The following is a 25,238-nucleotide window of genomic DNA, read 5'->3' as shown; positions in this document are numbered from 1 at the left end:
TCCGCGCCGGATCGGTCCCACACCCATGCTCACGAGCCTTACGTTCGGGGGATGATCCCATGGACCAGATCAAGGTCTACCTCAACCTTGCGGTCAAATATCGATTCTGGATCACCATGGGGATCGCGGCGATCCTGCCGATGATCGCCTACTTCGTCGGCTCGGGGCCCGTCAAGAAGGCCGCCTCCGACAAGGAATCCCTGATCAAGTCGGCCAGCGAAGGCGTCAAGCCCTATGCTTCCGGGTCCGTCATCAATGCGCAGTACACGCCCTTGCTCGAGGAGAAGACCGAAGCCCTCAGCGGCGACGTCACCAAGAGCTGGGAGAAGCTTTACGAACGCCAGAAGTCGCTGCTGACCTGGCCCGAGGTCGTCGAGTCCAGGTTCCACGAGTGGGGCAACAAGTGGCCAGAAGGCGTCGATGCCCAGTCGGTCCAGCAGGCCATCAATGATTATGTGATCGCCTATCCCGACCAGGTCACCAGCATCTATTCCACCTTCAAGCCATTCGACCCCGAGTCGGGCGAGGGAATCGTCTCGGCGCCTCCCAAGGAGACGCTGTTGCGCCCCGCCCCGTTCGACGTCAACAAGCTCCCCGAACTCGGCAAGGTCTGGGGTGCCCAGGAACGCCTCTGGATCCAGCGAGCCCTGCTCGACGTCGTCCGCAAGGTCAATGATGATGCCCAGGCCAAGGACTGGGACGGCGCGATCATCAAGCAGATCAACCTCGTCGACGTCGGCGACCAGCTCTCCCAGGACCAGATCTCCATCGCCGACGGACAGGTCCTCGCCGAAGCCCCAGAGCTGAAGCCGGTCAGTGCCGGCGGTGAGGAAGTCGCCGCCGAGGAGGTCGTCGAGGAACCCACCATGGGTGGGCGCGGCATGCAAGAGATGATGATGGGTGGCGGGATGGGCGGGTTCGGCGCCCCCACCGAGTCGGTCTATTACATCACGACCGAGAGCACTCAGTTCAAGGTGATGCCCGTCAAGATCTCGGTCCTGATCGACCAGACCCGTATCCCCGAATTCCTGATCGCCCTGGAAAACTCCCCGATGGCCATCGAAGTCCGCGACTTCGAGATGTCCAAGCCCTCCACTCGCGTCGAGAAGCCCGTCAAGGGCGTCATGGGAAGCTTCGGCTTCGGTGGCGGCTACATGGGGGGCATGGAAGGCATGATGGGCATGGGGATGATGGGCCGAGAAGGGATGGGGATGCCCGGCGGCATGGGGATGAGCATGAGGGGGCAGCAGGGCATGGGGATGCCCGGCGGCATGGGGATGATGGGCCGAGAAGGAATGGGCATGGGCATGGGGATGGGTGGCCCCGTCAATAAGGGGGTCGACAAGCGCAGCGAGAATCGCAAGACGAAGCGTGAGACCGAGGAAAAGGCACTCGCCAAGGTGACGGTCCGGACGATCCACGACCCCTACTACAACATCGTCGAGGTGGTCGTCTACGGTCAGGCACGTTTCTACAACCCGCCCACCAAGCCCGAGGCGGCTCCCTCCGATTCGGCCGCCGAAACCCCCGCGGAGGGTGAGGCCGCGGCGCCTGCCGTGATCGACCCGGGCGCACCCGCCGTGGATCCGGCCCCGGCCGTGACCGACCCGGCCAAGCCCGCCGAGGAGCCCAAGGCCGAGACCCCGGCTCCGACGGAAGAGCCGAAGGCCGAAACGCCTGCGGCCATCCCGGCGGAAGAGCCGAAAGCCGAGACCCCCGCCGTCACCCCCACCGAGCCGGCCAAGGGCGATGAGCCCAAGGCCGAGCCGGCGCCCAAGTAACTTGACCTGATCCAGCCTCGGAGCCGCGATCGACTCGCGGCGACTTCCCCTCCCCCAAGACTCACGACCCCTTGGAGCCCACCATGGCCCACCCGATGGTCGAGAAGCTGAAGGCCGTCGGCATCCGCCACGGCGAGAAAGCCGCCATCGCCCTGGCGGCGACGACCTTCGTCCTGCTCGTCGCACTGGCCGTCATGAAGCCGACCATCCCGCTGACCCCGGACGAGGTCAGCAAGGCGGCCGAGGCGGCCAATTCCAACCTGGCACGACGCCAGGATCCCGAGCAGATTCAGGAGAAGCTGAAGGAGGAGAACATCACCCTCCCCGGCTTCGAGAAGATGGTCGACGCCGCCGCAGGCGCTCAGATCAATCCGGATCTCTACCGGGTCGAGAAGCTCTGGGTCAGCACCGAGCCTGGCGCCGGCCTGATCCGAGACACTCCCATCCTGATCGCGCCCACCGAGCTGATCGCGCACGCAGGCCGGGGTGGTGCCCTCATCTATGAACTCGATGAGAAGGGCAACCGGATCCCGATTGACGAGAACGACCCCGCCGAACGCAAGGAGCCGCGTCCTGGTCGTGTTCGCCGCAGGCAAGGCGCGGGCGGCGCCGGCGGAGGGATGATGGCCGGCATGGGCGGCGGTGCCATGACTCAGAAGCAGATCGACGAGGCCAAGCAGCGTCGAAAGGATGAAGAAGCCAAGATCGCCCGCGTCCTGGCCGGCGAGGTCGATCCCGAAGCGGAAAAGGCCAAGGCCAAGGAGAAGGAAGCGCTTGCCGGAGGGGCACCGGCCGAGATCGAGCCCCCGGCCAAGGAGCAGACCCGAGGTCTTCGCTGGGTCTCGCTGACCGCCGTGCTCGACAACAAGAAGCTGAAAAGCAACTATCTCGCCGCCTTGAAGGACCCGGCCCTCGCCTATCCCAACTACAAGCGGGTCGATTCCGAGCGGCAGGCCTTGAAGCCCGACGGGACCTGGAGCGACTGGCAGGCCGTGGACATGGACAAGAATCTGCTCGTCATCGACAACCTGCCCGAAGTCGACGAGGAGTGGGTTCCCGATGACGCTCGGATGGAAGCTCTCGTCGATCCCCTGCCGTTCCTCAACGCGGGCTACTGGGAGAAGGTCCACGTCGCCCGCCTGGTACCCAAGGAGAAGCGTGAGCTTCCCAAGGAGCAGAACGTCGGCATGGGAATGGGCGGGATGATGGGCGGAATGATGGGGATGCGTGGCATGGGCGGCATGCGTGGCGGGATGGCCATGGGTGGTGGAGACGATGGTGAGATGGGCGGCATGCCCGGCGGTGGTATGGGTGGTATGCGTGGCGGTATGGCGATGGGCGGGATGGGGATGGGCGGGATGATGGGCGGTATGGGCATGGGTGGAGGCGGAGATTACACGGCGTTCCAGAAGTCGGAACAGCCTGAAATCATGGTCCGCTCGCTCGACTTCACCGTTGACCCCGACGAAAGCTATCGCTTCCGCATCCGGATCGTGGTGAACAACCCCAACTTCAAGCATGAGGATGTCACACCCGGTGTCGACACCCAGGCCGAGGAACTCCTCGGACCGTGGAGCGAGCCGAGCGACGAAGTTCATGTGCCCGCCGACGTCGTCTCCTTCGCCACGACCAAGGTCAAGGCCGGGCTCAGGCCCGACCGGGTCATCTATGAGGTGGTTCGCTGGAACCCCGAGGATGGCCAGACGGTCATCTCGAACTTCGAGGCCGGGCCCGGCGAGGTGATCGGCGACTATCGGGCCGCAGCCGTCCCCGACCACGAGGGCAAGGGGGCGCAGTCCAAGCCGATCGACTTCACAAGTCACATGCTCGTGCTCGACTCCCTCGGCGGTCAGCAGCCGATCCCGCAAATCGGCACCCCGCCCGGCATGATGAACGTCCCATCGACCTCGCTGGTCGTCATGTCCGACGGCTCGGTCATCCTCCGGAACCAGGCGATCGACGAGCCCGATCCCGTCCGCGAGGAAATGACTCGGAACTATCGTCGGGCCATCAACGATTCCAAGAAAAAGCGGCAGCCAGGTGGAATGGGAATGATGGGCGGACCTGGCGGCATGCGTTGATGAGTCGTGATGAACTCTAGACAAATGAGAACGGCCCCCGGTGGATATCCACCGGGGGCCGTTCTCATTGGGAGTTGGAGATTTGCAACGTACGCTTTCGCGCGTCGCAAATAGTCCCGAACCTGCTCAGCTCTCGGACCGCTTCATGTTCACGGCCAGGGGCCGGAGGACCGCCAGCATCGTGTTGAGGTGGGCGAGCCGGGGGCCGAAGCGGTCGACGAAGTCGGAGAGGGCGAAATCGCCGTCGACGAGGTTTTCGTGGTTCTCGTCGACGAACTCTGCCAGGTCGCCCATCAGGGAGGAGTGGACCTGCTCGAGCTTGCCCAGGGCGTCGCGACACGAGTCGATCGTCGAGTCGTGGGCGGTCTGCCACTTCTCGAGTTCGGCGACCTGGCGGGTGCGCTGGTCGCGGGCGACCTGGGCGGCTTCGCGGGCGAGGTCGAGCTGCTGACGTTGCATCTCCAGGCCCTGCCGCTGGAGTTCCAGCGACTGCGACTGGAGGTTGAGCATCATGTGCAGGAGAGTGACCGGATCATTCGGATTGCCGACGACCCCGTTCTGGCCGGTCGGAGAGACTTCCATCCGATAGGTCCAGAGTTCAGACTGAGGATTTTCGCGAGACGACAACCGGGCCCCCTTACGCCCTCGCGGGGCGACCAAGCCGAAACTCGCTGCCGCACCTCGGCGTCGAGGTTCATGGCCACTGAGGAAATATACGCGACGGCGTCAACCCGGGACAGGGCAAGCGGGCGGAACATTGCGTCCCGCCCCCCTGCGTGGCCGGCAGATCCGCGCGACTCAGGCCGGGGCCAGGTGCGAGAATGCATCCGCGAGCGAGTCGACGAGGTCGCCCGCGATCATCCCCACCACCCCATTTCCGTCGCGGGCGATGTCGCCGGCGAGGCCGTGGGCGTAGACCCCCAGCACGGCCGCCTCGAAGGCGGGGAGCTTCTGGCCGATCAACGCGGCGATCACCCCGGTGAGCGTGTCGCCGGCCCCGCCGGTGGCCATGCCCGGGTTGCCCGATCCGTTGACGTAGATGCGTCGGCCGTCGGTGACGATCGTCGCGGCCCCTTTCAGGACCACGACCAGGTTCTCGGGACCGGCGAACTCGACGGCCAGGGCCTCGCGGTTCGCCTGCACCTCGGCGGTGGTCTTGCCGGTGAGCCTGGCGAATTCGCCCGGATGCGGTGTGATGACCACGGGACGCTTCAGCGATTTGAACGCGTCCTGGTCGCCTGCCACGGCATTCAGCGCGTCGGCGTCGAGGACCGTCGGCAGGGTCACCGTCTCCAGGACCCAGCGGGTGAGCGACTTGATGTCGGCCGAGTCCCCCAGGCCCGGGCCCATCGCCAGGACGTCGGCCTTGGCGAGCAGCTTGGCCAATGCCAGGCGGGCCGGCGCGTCGCGTGTGAGTCCCTCGGCGTCGTTCTCGAGGGGATAGGTCATGTACGACGGCTCGAAGCTGGCGACGGTCGGCTGGACCTCGACCGGGCAGGCGACGCGGACCAGGCCCGCCCCCGACCGCAAGGCTGCGGCGCCGACGAGGGCTGCGGCCCCCGCCATCCCTCGGCCGCCGGCGACCACCAGGATTGAGCCATAGAGGCCCTTGTGGCCGTCGGTCTTGCGCTCGGGAAGGGTCGGGGAATTGTGGATCCGCTCCAGGGACATTGCAGGTTCCTTTTGTCGATTCAACGATGCAAAAACCGCCGCGATCGGGACAACGCGCCCCGCGCGACGGCAACAACCATGAAATTCGTGGGAACGGGGGCTTCCCGTTCAGGTGGCGTCGAAGCCCGCCCTGGCCTGGCCCGCACGTCGGGCGATCAGGCCGGCGACGTGGCCTCCGTTGAATCCGCCGTCGATATTGGTGACGACCACGTTGGAGGAGCAGCTGTTGAGCATCCCCAGCAGGGCCGCCAATCCCTGGAAGTGGGCTCCGTAACCCACGCTGGTCGGGACCGCGATGACCGGGCAGTCGACCAGGCCCCCGACCACGCTGGGCAGTGCCCCTTCCATGCCCGCGACCACCACGAGGGCGTCGGCCCCCGAGAAATCTTTCAGGCGGTTGAACAGCCGGTGGATGCCCGCCACGCCGATATCGGCGATCAGTTGCACGTCGCAGTTCCAGGTTTCGGCCGCGACTCGTGCCTCTTCGGCCACCGGCAGGTCGGCCGTCCCGGCCGTCACCACGCAAACCCGCCCGAGCTTCGGTCCGGGATGTTCCGGGCTGAGGACGCGGAACGTCCGGCCGAGTTCGTTGTATTCGCCCTCAGGAAATTCGCGCACGAGGAGCGCGGCGGCCTCGGGGGCGAGCCGCGTCACCAGGCCGCCGCTCCCGTGGCGGACGAGCGTCTTGAGAATGCCGACGATCTGCTCTGGCGTCTTCCCCTGGCCAAAGATGACCTCGGGCGAGCCGCAACGCATTTTGCGTTGGAGGTCGACCGTGGCGTAAGCGCCCGCCTCGGCCAGCGGTGCGGTCTTGATCCTGTCGACCGCCTCGGCGGGGGCGACCTCGCCGCGACGGACCGCGTCGAGCAGTGTCCTGAGTTCCTGGGCGTCCATCGCGGGCCTGCCTTGCCTGGTTCCCGCGCCCGTAGGGGCGAGGCGGGAGGAACGCCTACCAGCCCGGAGGGCGCGCCTCTTCGATCGTCCGGGAGATAAGCCTAACCGCCCGGGCCATCGGATCGCAACCGCATGGCCCATTCCCGTGAGCTCCGTCCGGGAATACAATTTGCAGGTCGAGTTCGCCTCTTGCCCGACGCTTCGTCTGCAAGGCGACGGCCCGACGCCGGTCTGCGTCAGAGGGTTCTTGGGAATGTCCGAGGCAAACCCCATGCTCGCGTCGGAGTCGAACCCGAGGAAGACGGCCGACCCAAAGTTGCGCATCCAGGTCGCAAGGCCCGCGAATGCGGCCCTGAAGGTGGAGACCGCGCCCGAGGTTGCCGCCGAGGCCGAGTCGCTCAGGCTCACCCCCGAGGCGATCCGCAGCTATGCCGTCTCGCTGGTCGCGCACGGCTTGCTGCTCCTCGCTCTCGGGCTCTGGTATTTCAACGCCCCTTCCAACAACGGCACGACCATCGAGTCGAGGCTCGCCGGATCGGAATTCGGGCTGGCGGACGGGACCGAGCTGCTCGGTGGCTTCGATACCCCGCTCGGCCCATCCGAGGGGCAGCTCGCCTCGCCCATCGATCAGCCCATCACGGTCTTGAAGTCCGAACTCGACAGCCCCGAAATCTCGTCCAAGGCCTTTGAAAGCCTGCCCAGGCCCACGCCCGACGCGGGCGGCGGAGGAGGCGGGCAGGGGAGCCTGGGTGCGGGCAGTGGCGAAGGGTTCGGCATCGCCCGCTTCGGCAATGGTGGCGAGAACATCAAGGGGGTCCAGGTCAAGGTCGGTGATCCCCAGTTCACACTCATCTGGGACACCGAGGCTGACATCGACCTGCACGTCCTGGAGCCTGGGGGCGCCGAGATCTTCTGGGAGGTCCGCCACGGCAAGCGTGGCGGGGAACTCGACGTCGACGACGTCGACGGCTTCGGCCCCGAGAACGTCTACTGGATGACCGACAGCTCTGACGGCAGCAAGGTCAAGGGGCAGGGGCCTTCCGGCGAGTATCAGTGGTTTGTCCACTACTACGGAGGCTTCGGTGGCATCGCCAAGCCGACCAACTGGAAGGTCCGCGTCAAGCACGAGGGGAAGGTCGAGATCTTCCGTGGCCGACTCGCGAATGTCGGCCAGCGCAGCCGGGTCTACAGCCTCAAGGTCTCGCCAAGGGGAGGTATTCTCTCCGAACTCCTCAAGGGAGTCGACGAGGCCACCGGGTCCGAGCGGGCCGCGGACGACTTCGGCAAGGACAAGTTCGACCGCGATAAGTGAGCCCGCCGGTCACCCGGCGGAACAGGCCGCCGCTCCACCGGCCGGGCTCGCGGTCTCCGTCTTCGGGTCCCAGGCGATGACCGCCTTCTGACGATAGGCCATCACGCTCATGGCGATGGCCACGTTCACCTTGTATCCCAGCTCGACGGGGCAGTTCAGCGGAGTCCCTTCGCGGATCGCCCCGAAGAGATTGGCGAGGTGGACGCGCTCATTCATCGCGCCTCCGCCCTTCAGCGTGATCGTCTCCTTGTTCCGCCCCATGCCCGCTTGCGGCACGACCTTGGCCGTGTCTGTCTTGCGGTCGACGTAGATGGTCGCGTCGTGCCCGCCGATCAGCTCCGTCAGCGCGGTGTCATTAACCTGCGAGCCCAGGAGGGTCACGGTCGGGCCCCCGTCGTAGTCGGCGAACATGTGGAACAGGTCGGGGTTTTCGCGGTCGTCGGGCAGCCCCTGCGGCGTGGTCGAGTCCTTGCCGAAGACGTAAATCCCCCCCGCGGCCGTCACCTGCTTGGGGATGTCCACGCCCATCGCCTTGACCAGGAAGGCGAGCTGGTGGAAGAAGAGGTCGGTGGCCACGCCCCCGGAGTAGTCCCAATAGCAGCGGAACTGGAAGTACCGGGGCGCGTACCAATCTCGCTTGGGGGCGAGCCCAAACTTGTGGCCCAGGAACTGGTCCCAATCCAGGTCGGGGCCAGGCTTTGCATCGACGTCGTACTCGCCGTAATCCCGCCACTGGCCGGCGACATTGTTCCGCGTCAGGCTCGACTGTGCCAGCACCAGCTTGCCGATCCCGTTAGCCTTGATGCACTCGCGGATCTTGTCGGCCACTTCCAGACTGGTCCCCTGCACGCCGACTTGCAGCTTCTTGCCGGTGGATTTCACGACCTTGACCAGGTCTTTCGCCTGGTCGATCGTGTGGCACATCGGCTTCTCGAGGTAGACGTGCTTGCCCGCCAGCAGCGCCTCGCTGGCGATCTTGTGGTGCCAGTGATCTGGCGTGGCCACGACCACGACGTCAACGTCCTTGTCGTCGAGAATCTCGCGGTAATCCCGGGCCCCCCTGGCCTTTCCGCCATGCTGGGCGACAAGGTCGAGCCCCCGGTCGAGCCTCTTGGTGTAGATCTCTCCGATCCGACTCACCTCGACATTGTTCTCCCCCGTCTTGCTCCACTCGGCCAGGGGCTTGAGCAACTGAGCCCCCCGCGTCCCGACGCCGATCAGCCCGATCCTGATGCGTTCATTGGCACCCGCCCCGGCGGTGAAACCGCGTGCCGGCAGCAAGGCCGCGGCGCCCGCGGTGGCGAGGAACGTGCGTCGAGAGGTCGAGCTCGGATCGGTCATCGGAGTGGCTCCGGGCAGCGGAGGAGGGCGATGGGCGAGCGACGCGCCGCACCACAGGCTAATGGCTCGGACCCCGACGGGCAACCCCGCGAGCCGAACCGATTCTCCGACCGTTCTCCCACCCGGCCGACAGTAGGATTCGAAACGACGGCGGAGGTCGCCTTGCGGGACATATTCGGATTCGGCCGCGTTCGGCGTCGGATCTGTTGAGAAAAGGACGTCTAAATATTTTGGACAAAAATCCGGTGTCCGAATGGTGCCGGTGACGCTAATCTAAAAGAGCGACCCCTTCCGGACTAGGCATCCGATTGGGTGAAAAGTTCCCAAAGATATACGAATGATCGAGTAAGGCGTGCAGAAATGTGCCATCGCCTTGCTTTCGATGCGCCTATGGAGAATTAAGCCTGACTTAAGAAGAGGAAGACTAAAGGTTTAGGTGAAACTGTTGAATCGCCGGACCGCATTAGCCCCACCTTTCGTTCCCCAGGTTCCCACCATGTCGGCCTCCCCCCTTAACGACCACTTGTCTGCAACGCCCTAGGGACGGCTCGGTACCGCTGCGTAGGCGTGTGCTCGATGTCACTCCTGTTCAGGACGTCGCCTCGAAAACGCAAGGATGTCATCCGTGCGACCTCGCAGAGCATTCACGCTGATCGAACTTCTCGTCGTCATCTCCATCATCGCAGTCCTGATCGCCCTGCTGCTGCCCGCCGTGCAGAGCGCCCGGGAGGCGGCCAGGCGTGCCCAGTGCACCAACAATCTCAAGCAGTTGGGCCTGGCCACCCACAATTACCTCTCCCAGCAGAATTGCCTCCCCCCGCTCATCCAGAACATGTCAAACGCCTATAACGCGGCCACCTCCAGCGGAGACCCCTGGCCGCTCGACTGGACGGCGTCGCTGCTCTCGCAGATGGAGCAGACGGTCATGGCCAATTCCTTGAATTGGTCCGTCCACGGCGGCAACGGCAGCCTGACGTATGGGATGAACACGACAGTTCTCTTCACCAAGCTCGGCACCATGATGTGTCCGTCCGAGGATCAGAAAGTCCCGACGATCCAGGCCGGCTGGAAGAACTATCGCGGGAACATCGGCGGCCCCTCGCCCATGAATATGTGGTCCGGCACGATGGTCTGCTTCAAGAGCGACCCGCAAGGCTTCGGCAGCACGACCGCGGGCCAGAACAACAGCAACAACTCGTCGTTCGGCGTCGAGGGAATTGCCGATGGCACCTCGAACACGGCGCTCTTCAGCGAGACCCTGATGGGCTCGGGACCCCCGGCGGGTAGCGTCACGCTCGGCACGACCAAGCGGAAGTCGACCTACCTCTTCGTCAGTGGGCTGAACCAGGCCGTCGACCAGGGGATCAACGGAAGCGCCGCGGCCTTGCTGTTCGTGAACACTTGCAAGAATTTGCCCGGGACGACCCCCGCCAAGGCGTCCGGCGGTGGACTGGCCCCCGCGTCGGGTAATGTCTGGATCTCCGGAAACGCCAACTCGGGACTCATGTGGGACGCATACAACCACTGGATGCCCCCGAACTCCGCCGGATGCTACAACGCGGCCGACGGGAACACCGAGCAGTGGGGCAACATCAATGACGCCCAGCCCCCGAGCAGCAACCATCCCGGTGGCGTGAACATGGCCATGGCCGACGGCTCGGTCAAGTTCATCAAGGACACCGTGAGCGTCCCGACGTGGTGGGCCCTGGGCACCCGCGCCGGCGGCGAGATTCTCAGCTCCGACTCTTACTGATCCGGAAGCGTTGTCGAGGCCGTCAAGACTCGGGGAGGGATGCCACGTCCGCGTGCATCCCTCCCCGATGGGCGTCTCTCGGTTTCCCCAGCCTTCAACCCGACCTTTCCTGCCACGCTCCGCCATGCCCTGGCCAGGTCACGCCGGGCGGGTGGTGTGATCAAGGATTACGAGAGGAGATCACGAGCGATGAGGAAGACTCGCCTAGCCGTCATCGGGGCATTTCTGTGCAGCTTCGTCATCGGCTGCGGGGGCTCCAGCGGTGTTGCCGACACGTCTCCGATTCCGAAATCTCCTTACGCCCCCACGGAAGATCAGTGGGCTGCGATGAGGGGAGGCATCTCGAAGGCCTCCAAAAAGGCCCCCTCGCCAACTGCGGCAAAAGGCAGCCGGAGATAAAGTGCGGGACGAGAGTCGCCCGCCCGTATCTCGACGGACCCGAACAGCACGATCTCAATCGAGGTTAACGAGGCAAGGCAGCCACGCATGCACTCCATCCGGCGGAAATGGCTGATTGGTGGCGTCCTTGCCTCGCTCTGTCTCGCGGTTTCCTCGAGCTTCGCCTGGCTTGCTCGAAATCGCGAAGGTCCAACCGAGCTGCTCGCGAGGGCCCAGGCCGACTTCCAGGCCGGACGGTTCGCATCCGCCAAGCTCGCGCTCGATCGGCTCGCCCTCCTCCGCGAGCCGACCCCGATGGACCGCCTGGCGCGGGCCGAGGTGGCCCAGGGATCGGGTCATCCCGACGAGGCCCTGGCCGATCTTGCCCGCATTCCCGGAGGCGACGGCCTCGCCCCGATCGCCCGGACGATGGCCGGCCGGATTGAGCTGAAACGCGGCCGCGTCCGGGCTGCGGAATCCCAGTTCCTCGCCGCCCTGGCGGTCGCCCCGGGTGAGATTCAGGCCCATCGCGAGCTGGCCTATGTTTACAACGTTCAGCATCGCCGGGCCGAGTTCGACCGCGCGATGGAGACCCTCTCGGGGCTGAACGCCCTGTCCTTCGAGCACCTGCTCCACTGGGGGAAGACCCGAAATGCGGTCTGGAATCCGAAGGACGACAACGAGGCCCTGAAGCGGTTCCTCGCGGCCGACCCCGACGATCGGCAGTCGAGGATGACGCTGGCCGACGGCTATCGCCAGATGGGCCAGCTCGATCTGGCCGACGAGACCCTCGCCCCATTGCCCGACTCCGACCTCGATGTCCTGGCGCTGCGAGCGCAGGTGGCGCTGGAGCGTGGTGACCGCGAGCGGACCAAGCGTCTCCTCGCGGGCGGCCCCGATGACCAGCCGGACCTGGCCCGGGTTCGAGGCAAGCTAGCCCTGGCCGAGGGGAAACCAGCCGAGGCAGCCCGCTCGCTCCGGATCGCGCTCGCCTCGGAACCCGACGACCGCGCCACCCTCTTCGCCCTGGCGACGGCCCTTCGTTCCTCGGGCGATGCGGAGCGTGCGAAGCGATATCAGGAGGCCGCCAGGCGCCACGACGCCCTGACTCCGCTGATCGCGGGGGCCTCGGCCGAGGCGTGGGCGAAGGATCCCAAACTCGCCGCCCGCCTGGCCGTCGCCTGCGAAGCCGCGGGCCGTACCGCCGAGGCCCGCGCCTGGTATCGCCTGGCCATCGCCCGCGACCCCCTCGACGACGTCGCCCAGAAGGGGCTCTATCGCCTCACCCGGCCCGTCGAAGCGAAGCACGCCGATTCTCGGAACAAGCCGGCGGCCTGAACGCCTCGCCGTCAGTTCGCCCGGTCGACGCCCCCGATGCTCGCTTGCCCGGCCCTCGCGCGGTGACTATGCTCCAGTCCCGCTTCGAGTTAACCGCCGAGGAGCCTGCCCGATGGCCACTGAGAAGCCCGTCCGCGTCGCGATCATCGGCCTTGGGTTCGGGGCCGAGTTCATCCCGATCTATCAGAACTACCCCGGCGCCGAGATGTCCGCCATCTGCCGCCGCTCGCAGGCCGATCTCGATGAATGTGGCGACCGCTGGAAGATCGCCAAGCGGTTCACCCGCTTCGAGGACGTGCTGGCCGACCCCGAGATCGATGCCGTCCACATCAACTCCCCCATCAAGGACCACGCCGCCCAGAGCGTCGCCGCCTTGAAGGCCGGCAAGCACGTCGCCTGCACCGTGCCGATGGGCACGTCGGTCGAGGAATGCCGCCAGGTCGTCGAGGCCCAGCGGGCCAGCGGCAAGGTCTACATGATGATGGAGACTGTCGTCTACAGCCGCGAATATCTCTTCGTCAAGAAGCTGTACGACGGCGGCGAGTTGGGCAGGCTCCAGTTCCTCCGCGGCTCTCACCAGCAAGACATGGAAGGCTGGCCCGGCTACTGGGAAGGCCTGCCGCCGATGCACTACGCCACCCATTGCGTCAGCCCCTGCCTGGCCATCGTCGGCAAGCACGCCGAGCACGTCGTCTGCCACGGCTCGGGACGCATCGACGAGAAGCTCATCCCCAAGTACGGCAGCCCGTTCGCGATCGAGACCGCCACCTTCAAGTTCCGCGACTCCGACCTCTGCGCCGAGGTTACCCGAAGCCTCTTCAATGTCGCGAGGCAGTACCGCGAGAGCTTCGACGCCTACGGCGACACCAAGTCGTTCGAGTGGCAACAGGTTGAGGGCGAGGAGCCCGTCATCCATACCCGGAGCCTGCCCGAGCCCGAGATTCCCACACGCGTCCCCGTCCCCGACTTCGCCGACTTGCTCCCCGGACCCATCCAGAAGTTCACGACCAAAGGGGTCTACTCCTCCGACGACGAGCAGCACCTTTCCTTCACCCAGGGCGGAGGCCACGGCGGCTCGCACCCCCACCTCGTCCACGCCTGGCTCAGCGCCATCAAGGGCGACCGCCCGGCCCTGCCCGACGCCGAGACCTCGGCCAACTGGACCATGGTCGGCATCCTCGCCCACGAGTCCGCGATGAAGAATGGCGAGAAGATCGCCATCCCCACGTTCTAATCCGCCCGATCGATTCAGCGCATGCCACCCACTGGGCTCCGGGTGGCATGCGCTCGACGGAATATGGGAAGAGTCGAATGCCTGGCGAGCTCGGACGGAACCGAAGTGGCTCAGCCTGAATCTCGGGCCGCCGCATCCATTTCACGGACCGCACGCAAAGCCTCTGCCGGGTCGCTCTTGGGGCTCAGTTCCAACCCGATCGGTCCTCGGTAGCCGGTCTCGTGGATCGCACGCAGGACGTTGGCGTAGTGGATCTCGCCGGTGCCGGGCTCGTGCCGGCCGGGGTGGTCGGCGATCTGGTAATAGCCGATCACATCCTTGTACTTGCGGATGTTGCCGATCAGGTTCCCCTCGCTGATCTGCTGATGGTAGACGTCGAACAGGATCTTCACCGCGGGCGAGCCGACGGCGTGCATAATCGCCGCGGCATGTTCCGAGGTGACCACATGCTGCTTCGGGTGGTCGACCAGCACGTTCAGGGGTTCCAGGATCAAGGTGACGCCCGCCGCCTCCGCGATCGGTGCCGCCTCCTTCAAGGACTCGATGACGGCCGCCGTCTGCGCTGGGCGACCGACCCCCGCGGGCTCCTCGCCGGCCACCACGGTCAGCAATTTGACGCCCAGGGATTTGGCGATCGGGATTGCCGCCCGCACGTCATCCAGGAACTCCCCCCTGCGCTTCGGGTCGGCAATGCCCCGATCGAACGACCGCGGCGATGCCGTGAACTGCACGGGTGTCAGCCCGAGCTCGCGGTTCAGGTCGGCGATCAGGGCGATGTCCTTGTTCCGCCAGGGCCAGAACTCGTAATGCGTGAACCCGGCCTTGGCGACCTCTCGCAGACGATCCGGGAATGGCAGGTTCGTCCAGAACATCTCGACATTCACCGCATACGTCAGCCACGTTGTCGTGGCCTTCGATCCGGCCTGCGCATGGGCCGACGCGACTGCGGCCGGGCCGAGGCCCAGCGTCCCGATCGTCAACGCGTGGAACTTCCTGCGGCTGAGCATCGGCGAACCCCGGTGGAAGAATCATGGGGAGAGCTTGCGGTGGCGACCGCGATGCCCCGACACTAACCTGGGCGACTTGCCCCGTCCAATGAAACGACGCCGCGACTCAAACCGTGGCTGGCCGCACGGAATTGCTCCCATGAAAATCACCTGGTACGGCCACGCCGCCTTCCGCATCGAAACCCAAGGGGTCGCCCTGATCCTCGACCCCTACCGCTCACCCGATTCCGGCGGGTACGCCCCGATCAATGACCCGGCCGACGTTGTGGTCGTCAGCCATGAGAACGACCGCTATCACAGCCATCTCGGCCAGATCCAGGCCCCGTTCGAGGTCGTCAGGGCCCTGGAACTCCCACCCGAGGGCCGCGAATTTCGAGGCATCCGGTTCCGGGCTGTGCACGTCTTCGAGACCCCCGAACGAAAGCCCGAAGACGAGGTGACGATCGTCCACTTTCGGGCCGAGGGGTTGCACGTCGCCTTTCTCGGTGACTTGGGCCACGCGCTGACCGAGGACGAGCTTGAGCCGATTCGCGGGGCTGACATCCTGATCGTCGCGGCGGGGGGACCGCCGACGATCGACTTCCCCGAGATCCCCGCCTTGATCGCCGCGATCGGCCCGTGCATCGTCATCCCGATGCACTACCTCACCCCGCTCATCAACCTCAAAATCCAGCCCGTCGAGCGGTTCTACGAGGCATTGCCGCACTTGCCGGTCGATCGTATTGAGGCCGACTCGTACGAAGTCCGCAGCGAGACAATCCCGCCAACCTGCCGGATCGTCTCACTGCGCCACGTTCGCTAACGCCTTATCGGGATTCGTTCATCGGCAGCGCCGAGATCTCGACGGTCGGCGCGGGGCCGCCGGTAGGAGACTCCGCGGTCAGCAGGGTCCCGGGGCTGGCGTTTGCGGTCCGTACGTAGGCCAGCAGCACCCCTCGGCCCAGCCGCGGGGAGTAGGCCGACGACGTGACTGTGCCCACGGGCTTGCCGTCGAGCGTCAGCGGGGTGCCTGCGACCGGAAGCTCCCCGCTGACCAGGCCGCCCCGGAGGATTTTGTTGACGTGCCCCATGGCGTCGAGTCTGGCGACGGTCTCCTGTCCCAGGTAGCACCCCTTCACGAAGCTGATCGCCCGGTCGTCGCGATCCAGCTCCTGGGGCAGGTTCTCCGGCTTCACCTCTCGCCCCACCTCGGGTGTCCCCGCCTCGATCCGCAGAGCCTCGAACACGTCGGGATCGACCCGTGCAAGGCCCGACTTCTCCATTCGGGCCATCAACTCGTCACGAGACTCGGCCGGCCCGATCAGGGTCAGCCCCGGGAGGCCGGTCGGCGACTCGCGGACGACGAGGAATCCCGGGAACGTCTGGCTGGCGACGTGGTCGTATTCCCCCACGCCGGAAGACTCGATCCCGAGGAACTGGCCGGACTCGCCCAGGTCATCGCCGAACAGGTGGAACTCGCACGTCGAGCCGCTGACATCGTCGATGGAGACGTCGTCGAACACCCCGTATTTCCTCAGATGGGCGAGCACAGGGGGGAGCCCCTCGACCGCTGTGCGCAGCACGATCCGATCCTCCAGGGCGAGCAGCGTGACGTACCCAAGCGTCTTGCCCTGGGGGCTCGTCACGAAGCTTTCCTGCCCCTTGCCTGCTCCAAGTTTTTTGACCTCGTTGGTCGTCAGGTTATGCAGGAATTTCAGGCGATCGGGCCCGCCGATATTCACCCTGCCCCGAGCCGAACGGTCCACGAACCCGCCGGCACTTGTATCCCTCGATTTCACGCTGTCGGTCATCACGGCCTCGTCTTCATTCTTGGTCAAACAGGCAGGAGATCGCTTCGTCTGGTGTCAATCGGGGCTCGACGGTCTCGCCCAGGGAGCATCGGGAATCATCGCTCGAAAGCGAAGACGCAGTTCCGTTCCACTTTTAGATCAACGGCGAACCCTGAAGTTCGGCGACGCTCGATTCTTGGCCCGGCGAAGGCCGCGATGCAGCACCCAGTCGTGCGGCGATCGCGGCCCTCCGATTCGATCGGTGCCGGCGGACCTCATTTTCCGGAGGGGCGTTTTTCAGTCGCTGCCGAGGTGCTGCTTCATCTTCTGCACCGCTTGGTCTACGCTGAAACTTGGTGCCCTCTGTCGTGGAGGGAAATCCTTGAACGTCTCCAGGAACCTGACCGTGGCCGTCTGAGCGGCCAAGATCAGATAGGGCTGCGAGAGCAGCCAGTCGTAGTAGGTGTTTGACGTGACGTCGGCCCGCTCATAGGGGTCGGCTCGCAGGTCGAACAGCTTAGGAAGACGCAGAGGAGTGAAGGGCTCGGCCCAGACGCGCAAGGTCCCGGTTGCCCTCTGCTCCATGAACACGACTTTCCAGTTCTCGACGCGCAGGGAGACGAGATCTCCGTCGTCATTGAAGTAGAAGAATCCGCGCCTCGTGCTCTTCTCGGCCTGCCCGCTCAGATAGGCCGACTGGTCGTAGCCGTCGATATGAACCTTGTAGGTCGTGCCTGACGCTTCGTGGCCATTCTTGAGCTTTTCCTTGATGTCAGGCTCTCCGGCCGCGGCGAGCAACGTCGGCAGCCAGTCGTGACCGCTGACGATCTCGTTTGAGACCGACCCAGCTTTGATCTTGCCAGGCCAGCGAATCACGCACGGGACCCGGAACGCCCCCTCCCAATTGGAATTCTTCTCGTTGCGGAACGGGGTCATCGCCGCGTCGGGCCATGAGTTCATATGCGGGCCGTTGTCGGTCGTGTAGAGAACGATCGTATCGTCCGCGATGCCCAGGTCGTCCAGGGCCTTGAGGAGCTTGCCGACATGTCCGTCGTGCTCGACCATGCCGTCGGCATACTCGGTCCGCGCGGTCAGGCCTGGGGGGCTGCGGCGGTCGGCCGCGACGTGGGTGCGGAAGTGCATCCGGGTGCTGTTGAACCAGCAGAAGAACGGCTTGCCCGCCGAAGTTTGCCGCTTGAGGTAGTCAACCGCCGCGTCCGATGTCTCGTCGTCGATCGTCTCCATCCGCTTCTTCGTCAGCGCGCCGGTGTCCTCGATCGTCTGCTTGCCGACCCTGCCCCATCGAGGCTGATCGGTCGGGTCGTCCACGTCGGTGGCCTTGCACTTCAGCACGCCTCGGGGCCCGAACATCTCCTTGAACTTCGGGTCGCGCGGGTAGGTCCGCTGCTCAGGCTCCTCCTCGGCATTCAGGTGGTACAGGTTGCCGAAGAATTCATCGAATCCGTGCACCGTGGGAAGATACTCATTGAGGTCTCCCAGGTGATTCTTGCCGAATTGCCCCGTTGCGTAACCGAGCGGCTTGAGTAACTCGGCGATCGTCGGGTCCTCCTTTTTCAACCCGACGGGCGACCCAGGGACCCCGACCTTGCTCAGGCCGGTCCGGAAGGTACATTGGCCTGTGAGGAACGACGATCGGCCTGCGGTGCAGCTCTGCTCTGCGTAGTAATCGGTGAAGATCATCCCTTCCCTGGCGATCCGGTCGATGTTTGGCGTTCGGTAGCCCATGAGGCCCATCGTGTAGGCGCTGATATTCGCCTGGCCAATATCATCGCCGAAGATAACCAGGATGTTCGGCTTCTTGCCCGCCTGGGAGGCCTTGGAGGCGGCGGCTTCGTTCCGTCGAGCCAAGGCCAGCAACGGCGCATCGGGCAACTCGCCATGACGCTTCGGCGTGCCCTCGCTTGCGGCCAATTCCGCCGAGGGCAAACCCCGACCTTCCCCGGGGGCGGCCTCGAGGGTCGAGAGTGTTAACAGGGAGCCGATCGCCACCAGGGCGAAGGCCTGCGTCATTCGGTATGTCCGGGACATAAAAGATCTCCAGGGTCGGCGGCTCCATCGCACGGTCAATACCGGCGGGCGAATCCTCTCTACTGCAAACACGTCGCGGTCTTGAAGAAGGACGAATTCGCAAGTCTAAATGCGATAGGAGTGGTCAAGCCTGCATCACCCGTTCAGAACCACTGAAATGAAGGTCGGTCGCTTTCTTGCTCCGTTCCTGTCAGGCTGAGCACGATGACCGGGCCGAGCCGGCCGTATTCTAGCCATCGAAGAGCTCGGTCGGTGAATCTTTCCCGCAGATCCGACCCGGGCCGGTGGTCTGAGGAGAGGGACGAGCAATCGAGCGATTGCACTTCTCCTTTGAATCCCCAAGCGGCACCATTCTCTCGGCAAAGTCCGGTCATGGTCGATCCGGGCCGCCGCCAAGCCTGAAGGTCGATCTCGCCTCGCACACGTTCTAAACTCTTCGTCTCCATTCCTCGCCGCGCTCGGCGACGAAGCGACGAGCCCGTTCCGCTGCGACACTCTCCGGTCCGGAAACGATCGGGCAGACCGCCGCGACAAGGTGCCAACCATGATGACCGCAACCATTCGCCAGAATCTCGGATCCATGGAAAAGTCTCGCATCAAGGGCGGGGGATCTCGTTCCGTGAGGTTTCTGCTGAGACTTCTCGTGATGTGTGCTGCGTTCTGCTCTCAGCCGGGCGTCGCCACCGCGGCCGGGATCAGGGCTGGCGTTGCGAAGGTGGATATCACGAGCACCGTCGCCGGGCCGATCAACGACCGCCTCTACGCCAGGGCACTCGTGCTGAAGGATGACCTGACGACGGCGGTGATCATCACCGTCGACGCGGTCGCCATCGGCGAGATCGGCCATATCGGCAATAACTACCTTCCCGAGGTCCGCTCGAAGCTGGAGAAGACGTTGGGCATCAAGCCCGAGGGAGTGCTCATCAATGCGAGTCACTGCCACGGCGTGGTCTGCGCGGATGTCGCCGAGCGGACCGTTCGGGCGGTCGAGGAAGCCTCGAAGGCGATGGTCCCCGTCAAGGTCGGCGCCGGTGCGGGCCACGAAGACCGCATCATGGAGAATCGCAGGCTGACGCTGAAGAATGGCAAGGAAGCTGACGTCCGCCATGCGTATTCGCTCCCGCCCGATGAACTCGTCACCGGGGTCGGCCCGGTCGACCCGGAGATTGGCCTCCTGCGACTGGAAAGGGAAGACGGGCGCACCCTGGCTATCGTCTACAACTTCGCCTGCCATCCAATCCAAGGTGTACCGAGTGGAGGGATCACCGCCGACCTCACGGGGTTTGCCTCCAGTGTGATCGAGGCCAATCTCAGCGACGGAACAGTCGCCCTGTTCCTTCAAGGGTGCGGAGGCGACATCAATCCCGTCTCCTATAAAGCCGTCGACCACCCGCGCAACGCCGAGCCCCTCGGGAACATGCTGGGCCTCAGCACCTTGCACGCATCGAAGACAATCCGCTGCGTCCCGGAGAGTCGCCTGAAGATCTTCCGCGAGATTGTCTCGCTGCCACGGGCCGATCTCGCGCAACCTATCGCGGCCAGGGAGGCCGAGCTTCAGGATCTGCTCCAATCCCTGAAGGGCACGAGCTTGAACTTGAAATCGTTCATCCCGCTCGTCGTGAAATACGAGGGTTCGGGCCAGTCTCCTTCAGCCGCCTCGCACCGCTATCTGTCCGAGAAAGCGGCAGGCCGGGATGATCTGACGAGACTCGACGCGGAGAACCGCGCGAACATGAACGATTATCGCGAGAATATTCACATCATGGAGCAAATGACGAGGACGAAAACGAATCTGGCCCTGCTGAAGAAGCATCAGGCGGACAACCTGGCGGCAGGCAGTCGGACGATCGAAGTCGAGGTAATGGGCCTCAGGATCGGCGATTTCGTGCTCGTCACATTTCCAGGGGAGTTGACCGTACGGACCGGCCTCGACATCAAGGAGAGGTCTCCGCACGACCTGACATTCATCGCGGGTTATACCAACGGATATCTCTATTATGCGCCGACTGCGGACCAGCTCAGGAACGTGGGCGGGGCCCAGGAGGATAGCGATTGCATCCTCGCGCCCGAATGGCAGCAGCGCTTCGAGAAGAGTGTGGCGGATCTCCTCAAGAAGCTCTGAGCCCCCCGGCCCATGTTCGAGCCAGGCCTGACGCGGAAGATCACGAGTTCATGGCGAGACTGAATCCCGACGACGCGTCGCTGGGGGCGGTGGAGATGGGGGCTGCGGTGATCTGTCGCAGGTGACGGCGTTGGTCAACGCGTCCGCACACTTTCCAGGTCATCTCGGACCGCAAGAACCTGTCTACGCCCCTGGTCTGTTCGACATCGAGGAGTCGGCCATCCCGAGTTCGACCGTCCGGGGCTCCCCGAACACGCCCCTGAGGCGTTCCTCGTCGCTGAACGCCCCAAGCGGTCGGAAACTGCGAAGACGCATCCGCGACGACTTCGCAATTCAGCGTCAAACGGCAAGGGGAGGATGAATCACCCTGAGTTCTCTGGGCGTAAACTTGAACGGTAGACACCGCCGCTTGATCGCCACCATCCAGGTGACGGCGGACACGGCCCGGCGACCTGGTGTCCCCAATGTCCTCGCTCTGAAGGACCTCAACGCCTCGCGGCAGTTGCAAGCCCAGGGGATGGCCGACTTCGACGTACTCCTGATCGCGCGGAGTCGTGGTGGTCGCATTGCGACCGTTCATCTTGTTGCTCGAGAGAGGACGAAGTCTGTGCCCATGAGTTGCCTCTCGGTCAACTCGGAAGTGGGCCGACAGGCAATAAAAAAGGCCCGGCGAATCCCTGAAGGATTCGCCGGGCCTCGACACTTCATCGGTCGTCTGGAAGAATCCATCACCCTGGATCGTGACCCAGAGGGATTCTTCAGTCTATTACTCCAAGAAGTTTTGCAACGACTTGCGAGATAACAACTTCATGGGCGATACAGGATTCGAACCTGTGACCCCCAGCGTGTCGAGCTGGTGCTCTAGCCAACTGAGCTAATCGCCCTCATCAAGAGAGTCGAAGTTTATTGGATCGGGGGGCCTTGGTCAAGGTCAATCGCGCTGGATTCCGCGGCTGAACGGTCCAGGTTTTCGGAGCAGCCGTGGCCCACCACTTGGCTACGATACCGAGCACGCCCGTCGATCCGGAGGGTTGCGAACCGATGCTCCGCGGAATGATCCGTTCCCAAGGTCAGTTCGCAATTTCGACTCGTGAAGGCGAGTTCGATCGCCTCGTCCTCGCCCGCAGGGAGGGCGGATGTGGTCGAGGGACTCGTCGGAACGGTGCAATTTCGGCGAACCTGGCCGCTTGATTTGTGTCGGCTAGGAGTTGAGATCGACCTGGCAACTGCTGAATCGAGCGATGTCAAGTGAGGCTCGGCGCGAATTTTGCTCTTGACCTCTTCACTCACCTCGATCGACTACCTTGAGCTTAACTCGATTTGTTTGCGTCAGTCTGCCTCGACGCGCCCGGACTCTGGCCTCCGTTGGAACGGATACAACGGCCAGGCTCCGGAATAGCGGCGCTCGCATGGGAGGCTCAACATGCGCCCGCACACGATTTTCGCGATCCTGATTCCCCTGGTCGTCGGTTGTGGAACGACGAAAGGGGTGCGTTACGTCTACCAAGACAAAGACTTCGGCGTTGTCGCCATCCCGGAGAACACCGACCACTGGCCGACCAAATATCGGAGCCAGGCGGACAAGCTCATGGATACTCACTTCCCGGGTGGACATGAGATCGTTCGTGCCGAGGAGGTCGTCGAGGGGTCGCGTCTGTTGACGGTCCAGGGGTCGAATGTTGCCGAGCTGGCGCCACAGCTACCGGTTGACTTGCTCAAAGTTGCCAAGCTTGGCCATACAAATAGTCGCAGCCAGGCCGATTCTTTGAAAATTAAGGAGGCCCGGATTATCTACCGGCGGTCGGCACGACCTGTCTATTCCGAACCGTTTGCCGATCAGGCCGAAGCTTCACCTACGCAGTACATCGACCCCAACGCGGCCGAACGTAAAAAGGGCGTTGAAAAAGTCGTCGCCGCGGAGGAGTTGAAGAAACCTCTCGAACTGACGGCGAACGACGCGCAGAAGCCCGCCTCCCCTGGTCCCTCCAAAGTCGGTGATTGAGAGAGGCTGGCAGGTGTCGGCTCAGCGCGTCACGCCGTCGACTTGGCCGAGTCGATTGAGAATATCCTGGAGCCATGGTCCGGGCGGAATTCGAGGCTCGTCCTCCGTTCCTCGATTTGGCGCGAACCGAAACTGGTCATGCTCGGCCAGCCAGGCGATGAGCATGCGACTCAAGTCGTCGCCGAGAATCGCCGCCAGCTCCGTGCTGGCGGCGATTTCCTCGGTGGTCCTCGCCGACCAGCCGGCCCCGAAGCGCGTCACCAACGCGTTTCGTACTCGTGCGACCAGCTCGTGCGTGAGTTCGCCTTCAACGTCCTGCGATTGCCTGATCGAAGGGGCGGCTGCGCGTCTTGGTTCGTGCCGGCGACGGCGGAACCACCAGATCGAGGCGAATGCCGCGATGGCCAGGGCGGCCGAGACGCCCCAAAGGGGCAAGGTCCGCGCGGCGGGGTAGCCTTCGAGGCCGGGCAGGGGGCGAGGTGGGATGAGAATTCCGGGTTGGTTCATGGGAGATTGCGGAAGAGTCGGAGCAGGGCCACGAGAGGTTCGTGACGGGTATCGACCTCGGTGCCGAGCACTCCGGAGGAGCGACACCAGCGGGTGAAGGCGGTTTGCCGCTGCGTTGCCCCGTGAGAATAGCGGGCTGAGGCACGCGTGGAGGCAGTGTCACGGACGATTGATGCGCCGCTCTCTGCGTCCGTGACTGAGAGCAGGCCTGTTTGGGGAATCTCCCGTTCCAGGGGCGCCACGAATCGGAGCGCCCGCACCTGATGCCTCGACGCGATCTTGCCCCAGGCGATCGGGTCGGGGAGGTCGAGGAAATCGCTCAGGACGACGATCAAGGAACGTCGCTCCAGGCGCGCGAGGCGTTCGATTGCCGCGTTCAGGTTCGTCTTCTGGCCGGAGCACGGGGCGAGGACGAGCAGCCTGAGGAGCCTGGAGAGATGAGGAACACCCCCGCCGGGCGGAAGTTCGTGCTCGATCCGATCGCCAACCAGCAGCAACCCGACCCGGTCCTGGTTCCGCAAGGCGGCCGTCGCCAGGAGCGCCGCGCATTGCATGGCTCGGTCGGCCTTGCGGGCCCGCGGTGGGCCGAATCCCAGGCTCGCCGAGATGTCGGCGACGATCCAGAGCGTCAGGGCCCGTTCCTCGATGTAGGAACGGACATAAGGCCTTCCCTGGCGGGCGGTCACGTTCCAGTCAAGGTGGCGGACGTCGTCTCCCGGCTCGTAAGGCTTGAGCTCGGAGAAGGTCAGGCCCGAGCCCGGCCGGCTGCCGAGATAAGCCCCGGAGAGTTGGGCCAGGTCGCCGGGTCGAGCCCTGAAACGGAGGCGCCGGACCTGGCGGAGCAAGGCCGCGGCCTGGCTCGGGAACTCATTGCGGGTCGACGGGGCCATCTCATCGAGCTTGCGCCGTCGCTTCCACCAGGCCGCCAGACGAGCCATCACCGGACGGTCTCGGGCACGCGCACGTTGTCGAGGAACGTGGCGGCGGCCTCGGGGGGAACGGGGTTGATGTAGAACCCGGTGCCCCACTCGAACCCGGCGATGTTCGTCAGCCTGGGGATGATCTCGATGTGCCAATGATAGTGCGGCAAGTCGCCGTGGTCGAACGGACCTGTGTGGATGATGTAATTGTAGGCCGGCTTGTCGAGTCCGACCTCCAGCTTGTTGAGCACCGACTTCAGCACAGTCCCAAGGTCGTCGACGGCCGATTTGGTGATGTTTTCGAAGTGACTTGAATGGGCCTTGGGGACGATCCAGGTCTCGAATGGGAAGCGGCTGGCATAGGGGCAGAAGACCGAGAAGTGCGGCGTGTCCAGGACGATCCGCTTCTGCTGGGTGGATTCCTGGAGGATCATGTCGCAATAGATGCAGCGTCCCCGGTAGTTGAAAAACTCCAGGGAGCCCATCATCTCTTCCCAGACGGTGACCGGGACGACCGGCAGCACGATGAGCTGGCTATGGGTGTGCTCCAGGCTGGCCCCCGCGGCCGCCCCGACGTTCTTGAACAACATCCCGTGCAGGAACCGTTGGTCTCTCTTGAGGTCGACCATGCGGTCGCGGTAGGCCCAGATGACCTCGCGGATCGCCTCTTCCGGCAACTCGCCCATGCTGACGTGATGCCTGGGGCTCTCGATGATCACCTCGTGCGCCCCGACTCCTGCCATCATGTCGTACATGCCATCGCCGCGCTTATCCAGGTCTCCCTCGATCTTCAGGGCGGGAAACTTGTTAGGGGTGACCCGGACACGCCAGCCGGGATGATTGGGCAGCGTTCCTCGTTCGCGGTACGCCAGGACCTCGGCGGGCGTCTGTGCCTCGTTGCCCTCGCAGAACGGACAGTTGTCACCGTCGAGCTGCTGGTGAGCGGCCGACTTGTAGTCGTGGGGACGCTTGGCCCGTTCGATCGCGATGATGACCCAGCGTCCCAGGATCGGATCTTTGCGGAGCTCGGGCATGCGTGCACAATCCCCAGACAACTTGGCGACCGGCTGAATCGCGCG

At 64.5% G+C, this 25,238-nt stretch carries 19 protein-coding genes and 1 tRNA gene; 9 read left to right on the top strand and 11 right to left on the bottom strand.

Annotation, left to right across the window (positions count from 1 at the left end; translation table 11 throughout):
• Positions 1–59: 59 nt before the first annotated feature.
• A complete protein-coding gene (locus EP7_RS23395) occupies positions 60–1,781 on the top strand; it encodes a hypothetical protein (RefSeq protein WP_463524581.1) in 1,722 nt (573 codons plus the stop codon).
• An 83-nt stretch (positions 1,782–1,864) separates the two neighbouring features.
• Complete coding sequence (locus EP7_RS23390; RefSeq protein ID WP_463524580.1) at positions 1,865–3,862, top strand: hypothetical protein; 1,998 nt, start codon at positions 1,865–1,867, stop codon at positions 3,860–3,862.
• Between the two features lie 126 nt (positions 3,863–3,988).
• On the opposite strand, the gene EP7_RS23385 is transcribed toward EP7_RS23390, so the two are convergent.
• The 3 genes from EP7_RS23385 to larB all read right to left on the bottom strand — a co-directional run bounded on the left by EP7_RS23385 (position 3,989) and on the right by larB (position 6,427).
• Positions 3,989–4,444: a hypothetical protein gene (locus EP7_RS23385; RefSeq protein ID WP_463524579.1), complete on the bottom strand. Its 456-nt coding sequence runs from the start codon at positions 4,442–4,444 to the stop codon at positions 3,989–3,991.
• A gap of 216 nt (positions 4,445–4,660) precedes the next feature.
• Positions 4,661–5,533, bottom strand: a complete 873-nt coding sequence (locus EP7_RS23380; RefSeq protein ID WP_463524578.1) for an NAD(P)H-hydrate dehydratase — start codon at positions 5,531–5,533, stop codon at positions 4,661–4,663.
• Between the two features lie 108 nt (positions 5,534–5,641).
• Complete coding sequence (larB, locus tag EP7_RS23375) at positions 5,642–6,427, bottom strand: nickel pincer cofactor biosynthesis protein LarB (protein WP_463524576.1); 786 nt, start codon at positions 6,425–6,427, stop codon at positions 5,642–5,644.
• 253 nt (positions 6,428–6,680) lie between these two features.
• Between larB and EP7_RS23370 the strand changes: the two genes are divergently transcribed.
• Positions 6,681–7,739: a YfaP family protein gene (locus EP7_RS23370; RefSeq protein WP_463524575.1), complete on the top strand. Its 1,059-nt coding sequence runs from the start codon at positions 6,681–6,683 to the stop codon at positions 7,737–7,739.
• Positions 7,740–7,748: 9 nt separating this feature from the next.
• On the opposite strand, the gene EP7_RS23365 is transcribed toward EP7_RS23370, so the two are convergent.
• On the bottom strand, positions 7,749–9,080 hold the full coding sequence (locus tag EP7_RS23365; protein ID WP_463524574.1) for a Gfo/Idh/MocA family protein: 1,332 nt from the start codon (positions 9,078–9,080) through the stop codon (positions 7,749–7,751).
• A 625-nt stretch (positions 9,081–9,705) separates the two neighbouring features.
• On the opposite strand from EP7_RS23365, the gene EP7_RS23360 reads away from it, so the two are divergent.
• The 3 genes from EP7_RS23360 (at position 9,706) to EP7_RS23350 (ending at position 13,783) form a co-directional block, all read left to right on the top strand.
• Positions 9,706–10,833 (top strand): DUF1559 family PulG-like putative transporter, encoded by a 1,128-nt coding sequence (locus EP7_RS23360; protein ID WP_463524573.1) that lies wholly within the window; start codon positions 9,706–9,708, stop codon positions 10,831–10,833.
• Between the two features lie 486 nt (positions 10,834–11,319).
• A complete protein-coding gene (locus EP7_RS23355) occupies positions 11,320–12,549 on the top strand; it encodes a tetratricopeptide repeat protein (RefSeq protein WP_463524572.1) in 1,230 nt (409 codons plus the stop codon).
• Between the two features lie 112 nt (positions 12,550–12,661).
• A complete protein-coding gene (locus tag EP7_RS23350) occupies positions 12,662–13,783 on the top strand; it encodes a Gfo/Idh/MocA family protein (protein WP_463524571.1) in 1,122 nt (373 codons plus the stop codon).
• 110 nt (positions 13,784–13,893) lie between these two features.
• On the opposite strand, the gene EP7_RS23345 is transcribed toward EP7_RS23350, so the two are convergent.
• Positions 13,894–14,790, bottom strand: a complete 897-nt coding sequence (locus EP7_RS23345; RefSeq protein ID WP_463524570.1) for a hydroxypyruvate isomerase family protein — start codon at positions 14,788–14,790, stop codon at positions 13,894–13,896.
• A gap of 139 nt (positions 14,791–14,929) precedes the next feature.
• On the opposite strand from EP7_RS23345, the gene EP7_RS23340 reads away from it, so the two are divergent.
• A complete protein-coding gene (locus EP7_RS23340) occupies positions 14,930–15,592 on the top strand; it encodes an MBL fold metallo-hydrolase (RefSeq protein WP_463524568.1) in 663 nt (220 codons plus the stop codon).
• Positions 15,593–15,596: 4 nt separating this feature from the next.
• On the opposite strand, the gene ygfZ is transcribed toward EP7_RS23340, so the two are convergent.
• On the bottom strand, positions 15,597–16,580 hold the full coding sequence (gene ygfZ / locus EP7_RS23335) for a CAF17-like 4Fe-4S cluster assembly/insertion protein YgfZ (RefSeq protein ID WP_463524567.1): 984 nt from the start codon (positions 16,578–16,580) through the stop codon (positions 15,597–15,599).
• Positions 16,581–16,856: 276 nt separating this feature from the next.
• Positions 16,857–18,608 carry an arylsulfatase gene (locus tag EP7_RS23330; RefSeq protein ID WP_463524566.1) on the bottom strand — a complete coding sequence of 584 codons (1,752 nt, stop codon included), beginning with the start codon at positions 18,606–18,608 and terminating at the stop codon, positions 16,857–16,859.
• A gap of 619 nt (positions 18,609–19,227) precedes the next feature.
• Here EP7_RS23330 and EP7_RS23325 point away from each other — a divergent pair.
• Positions 19,228–20,730: a hypothetical protein gene (locus EP7_RS23325; RefSeq protein WP_463524565.1), complete on the top strand. Its 1,503-nt coding sequence runs from the start codon at positions 19,228–19,230 to the stop codon at positions 20,728–20,730.
• A gap of 810 nt (positions 20,731–21,540) precedes the next feature.
• On the opposite strand, the gene EP7_RS23320 is transcribed toward EP7_RS23325, so the two are convergent.
• Positions 21,541–21,614: transfer RNA gene (locus tag EP7_RS23320), tRNA-Val, on the bottom strand.
• 539 nt (positions 21,615–22,153) lie between these two features.
• Here EP7_RS23320 and EP7_RS23315 point away from each other — a divergent pair.
• A complete protein-coding gene (locus EP7_RS23315) occupies positions 22,154–22,732 on the top strand; it encodes a hypothetical protein (RefSeq protein ID WP_463524564.1) in 579 nt (192 codons plus the stop codon).
• A 21-nt stretch (positions 22,733–22,753) separates the two neighbouring features.
• On the opposite strand, the gene EP7_RS23310 is transcribed toward EP7_RS23315, so the two are convergent.
• The 3 genes from EP7_RS23310 to galT are packed head-to-tail and all read right to left on the bottom strand — an operon-like array spanning position 22,754 to position 25,193.
• Positions 22,754–23,239: a hypothetical protein gene (locus EP7_RS23310; RefSeq protein WP_463524562.1), complete on the bottom strand. Its 486-nt coding sequence runs from the start codon at positions 23,237–23,239 to the stop codon at positions 22,754–22,756.
• Positions 23,236–24,177: a DUF58 domain-containing protein gene (locus EP7_RS23305; protein ID WP_463524561.1), complete on the bottom strand. Its 942-nt coding sequence runs from the start codon at positions 24,175–24,177 to the stop codon at positions 23,236–23,238. The genes EP7_RS23310 and EP7_RS23305 overlap by 4 nt, the downstream gene beginning before the upstream one ends.
• A complete protein-coding gene (galT, locus tag EP7_RS23300) occupies positions 24,177–25,193 on the bottom strand; it encodes a galactose-1-phosphate uridylyltransferase (RefSeq protein ID WP_463524560.1) in 1,017 nt (338 codons plus the stop codon). Before galT ends, EP7_RS23305 begins: the two co-directional genes overlap by 1 nt.
• Between the last annotated feature and the right edge of the window lie 45 nt (positions 25,194–25,238).

Source organism: Isosphaeraceae bacterium EP7, from assembly GCA_038400315.1.
GTDB lineage: Bacteria > Planctomycetota > Planctomycetia > Isosphaerales > Isosphaeraceae > EP7.
The sequence above is the reverse complement of the archived record's forward strand: the minus strand, read 5'-3'. Positions and strand labels throughout refer to the sequence as shown.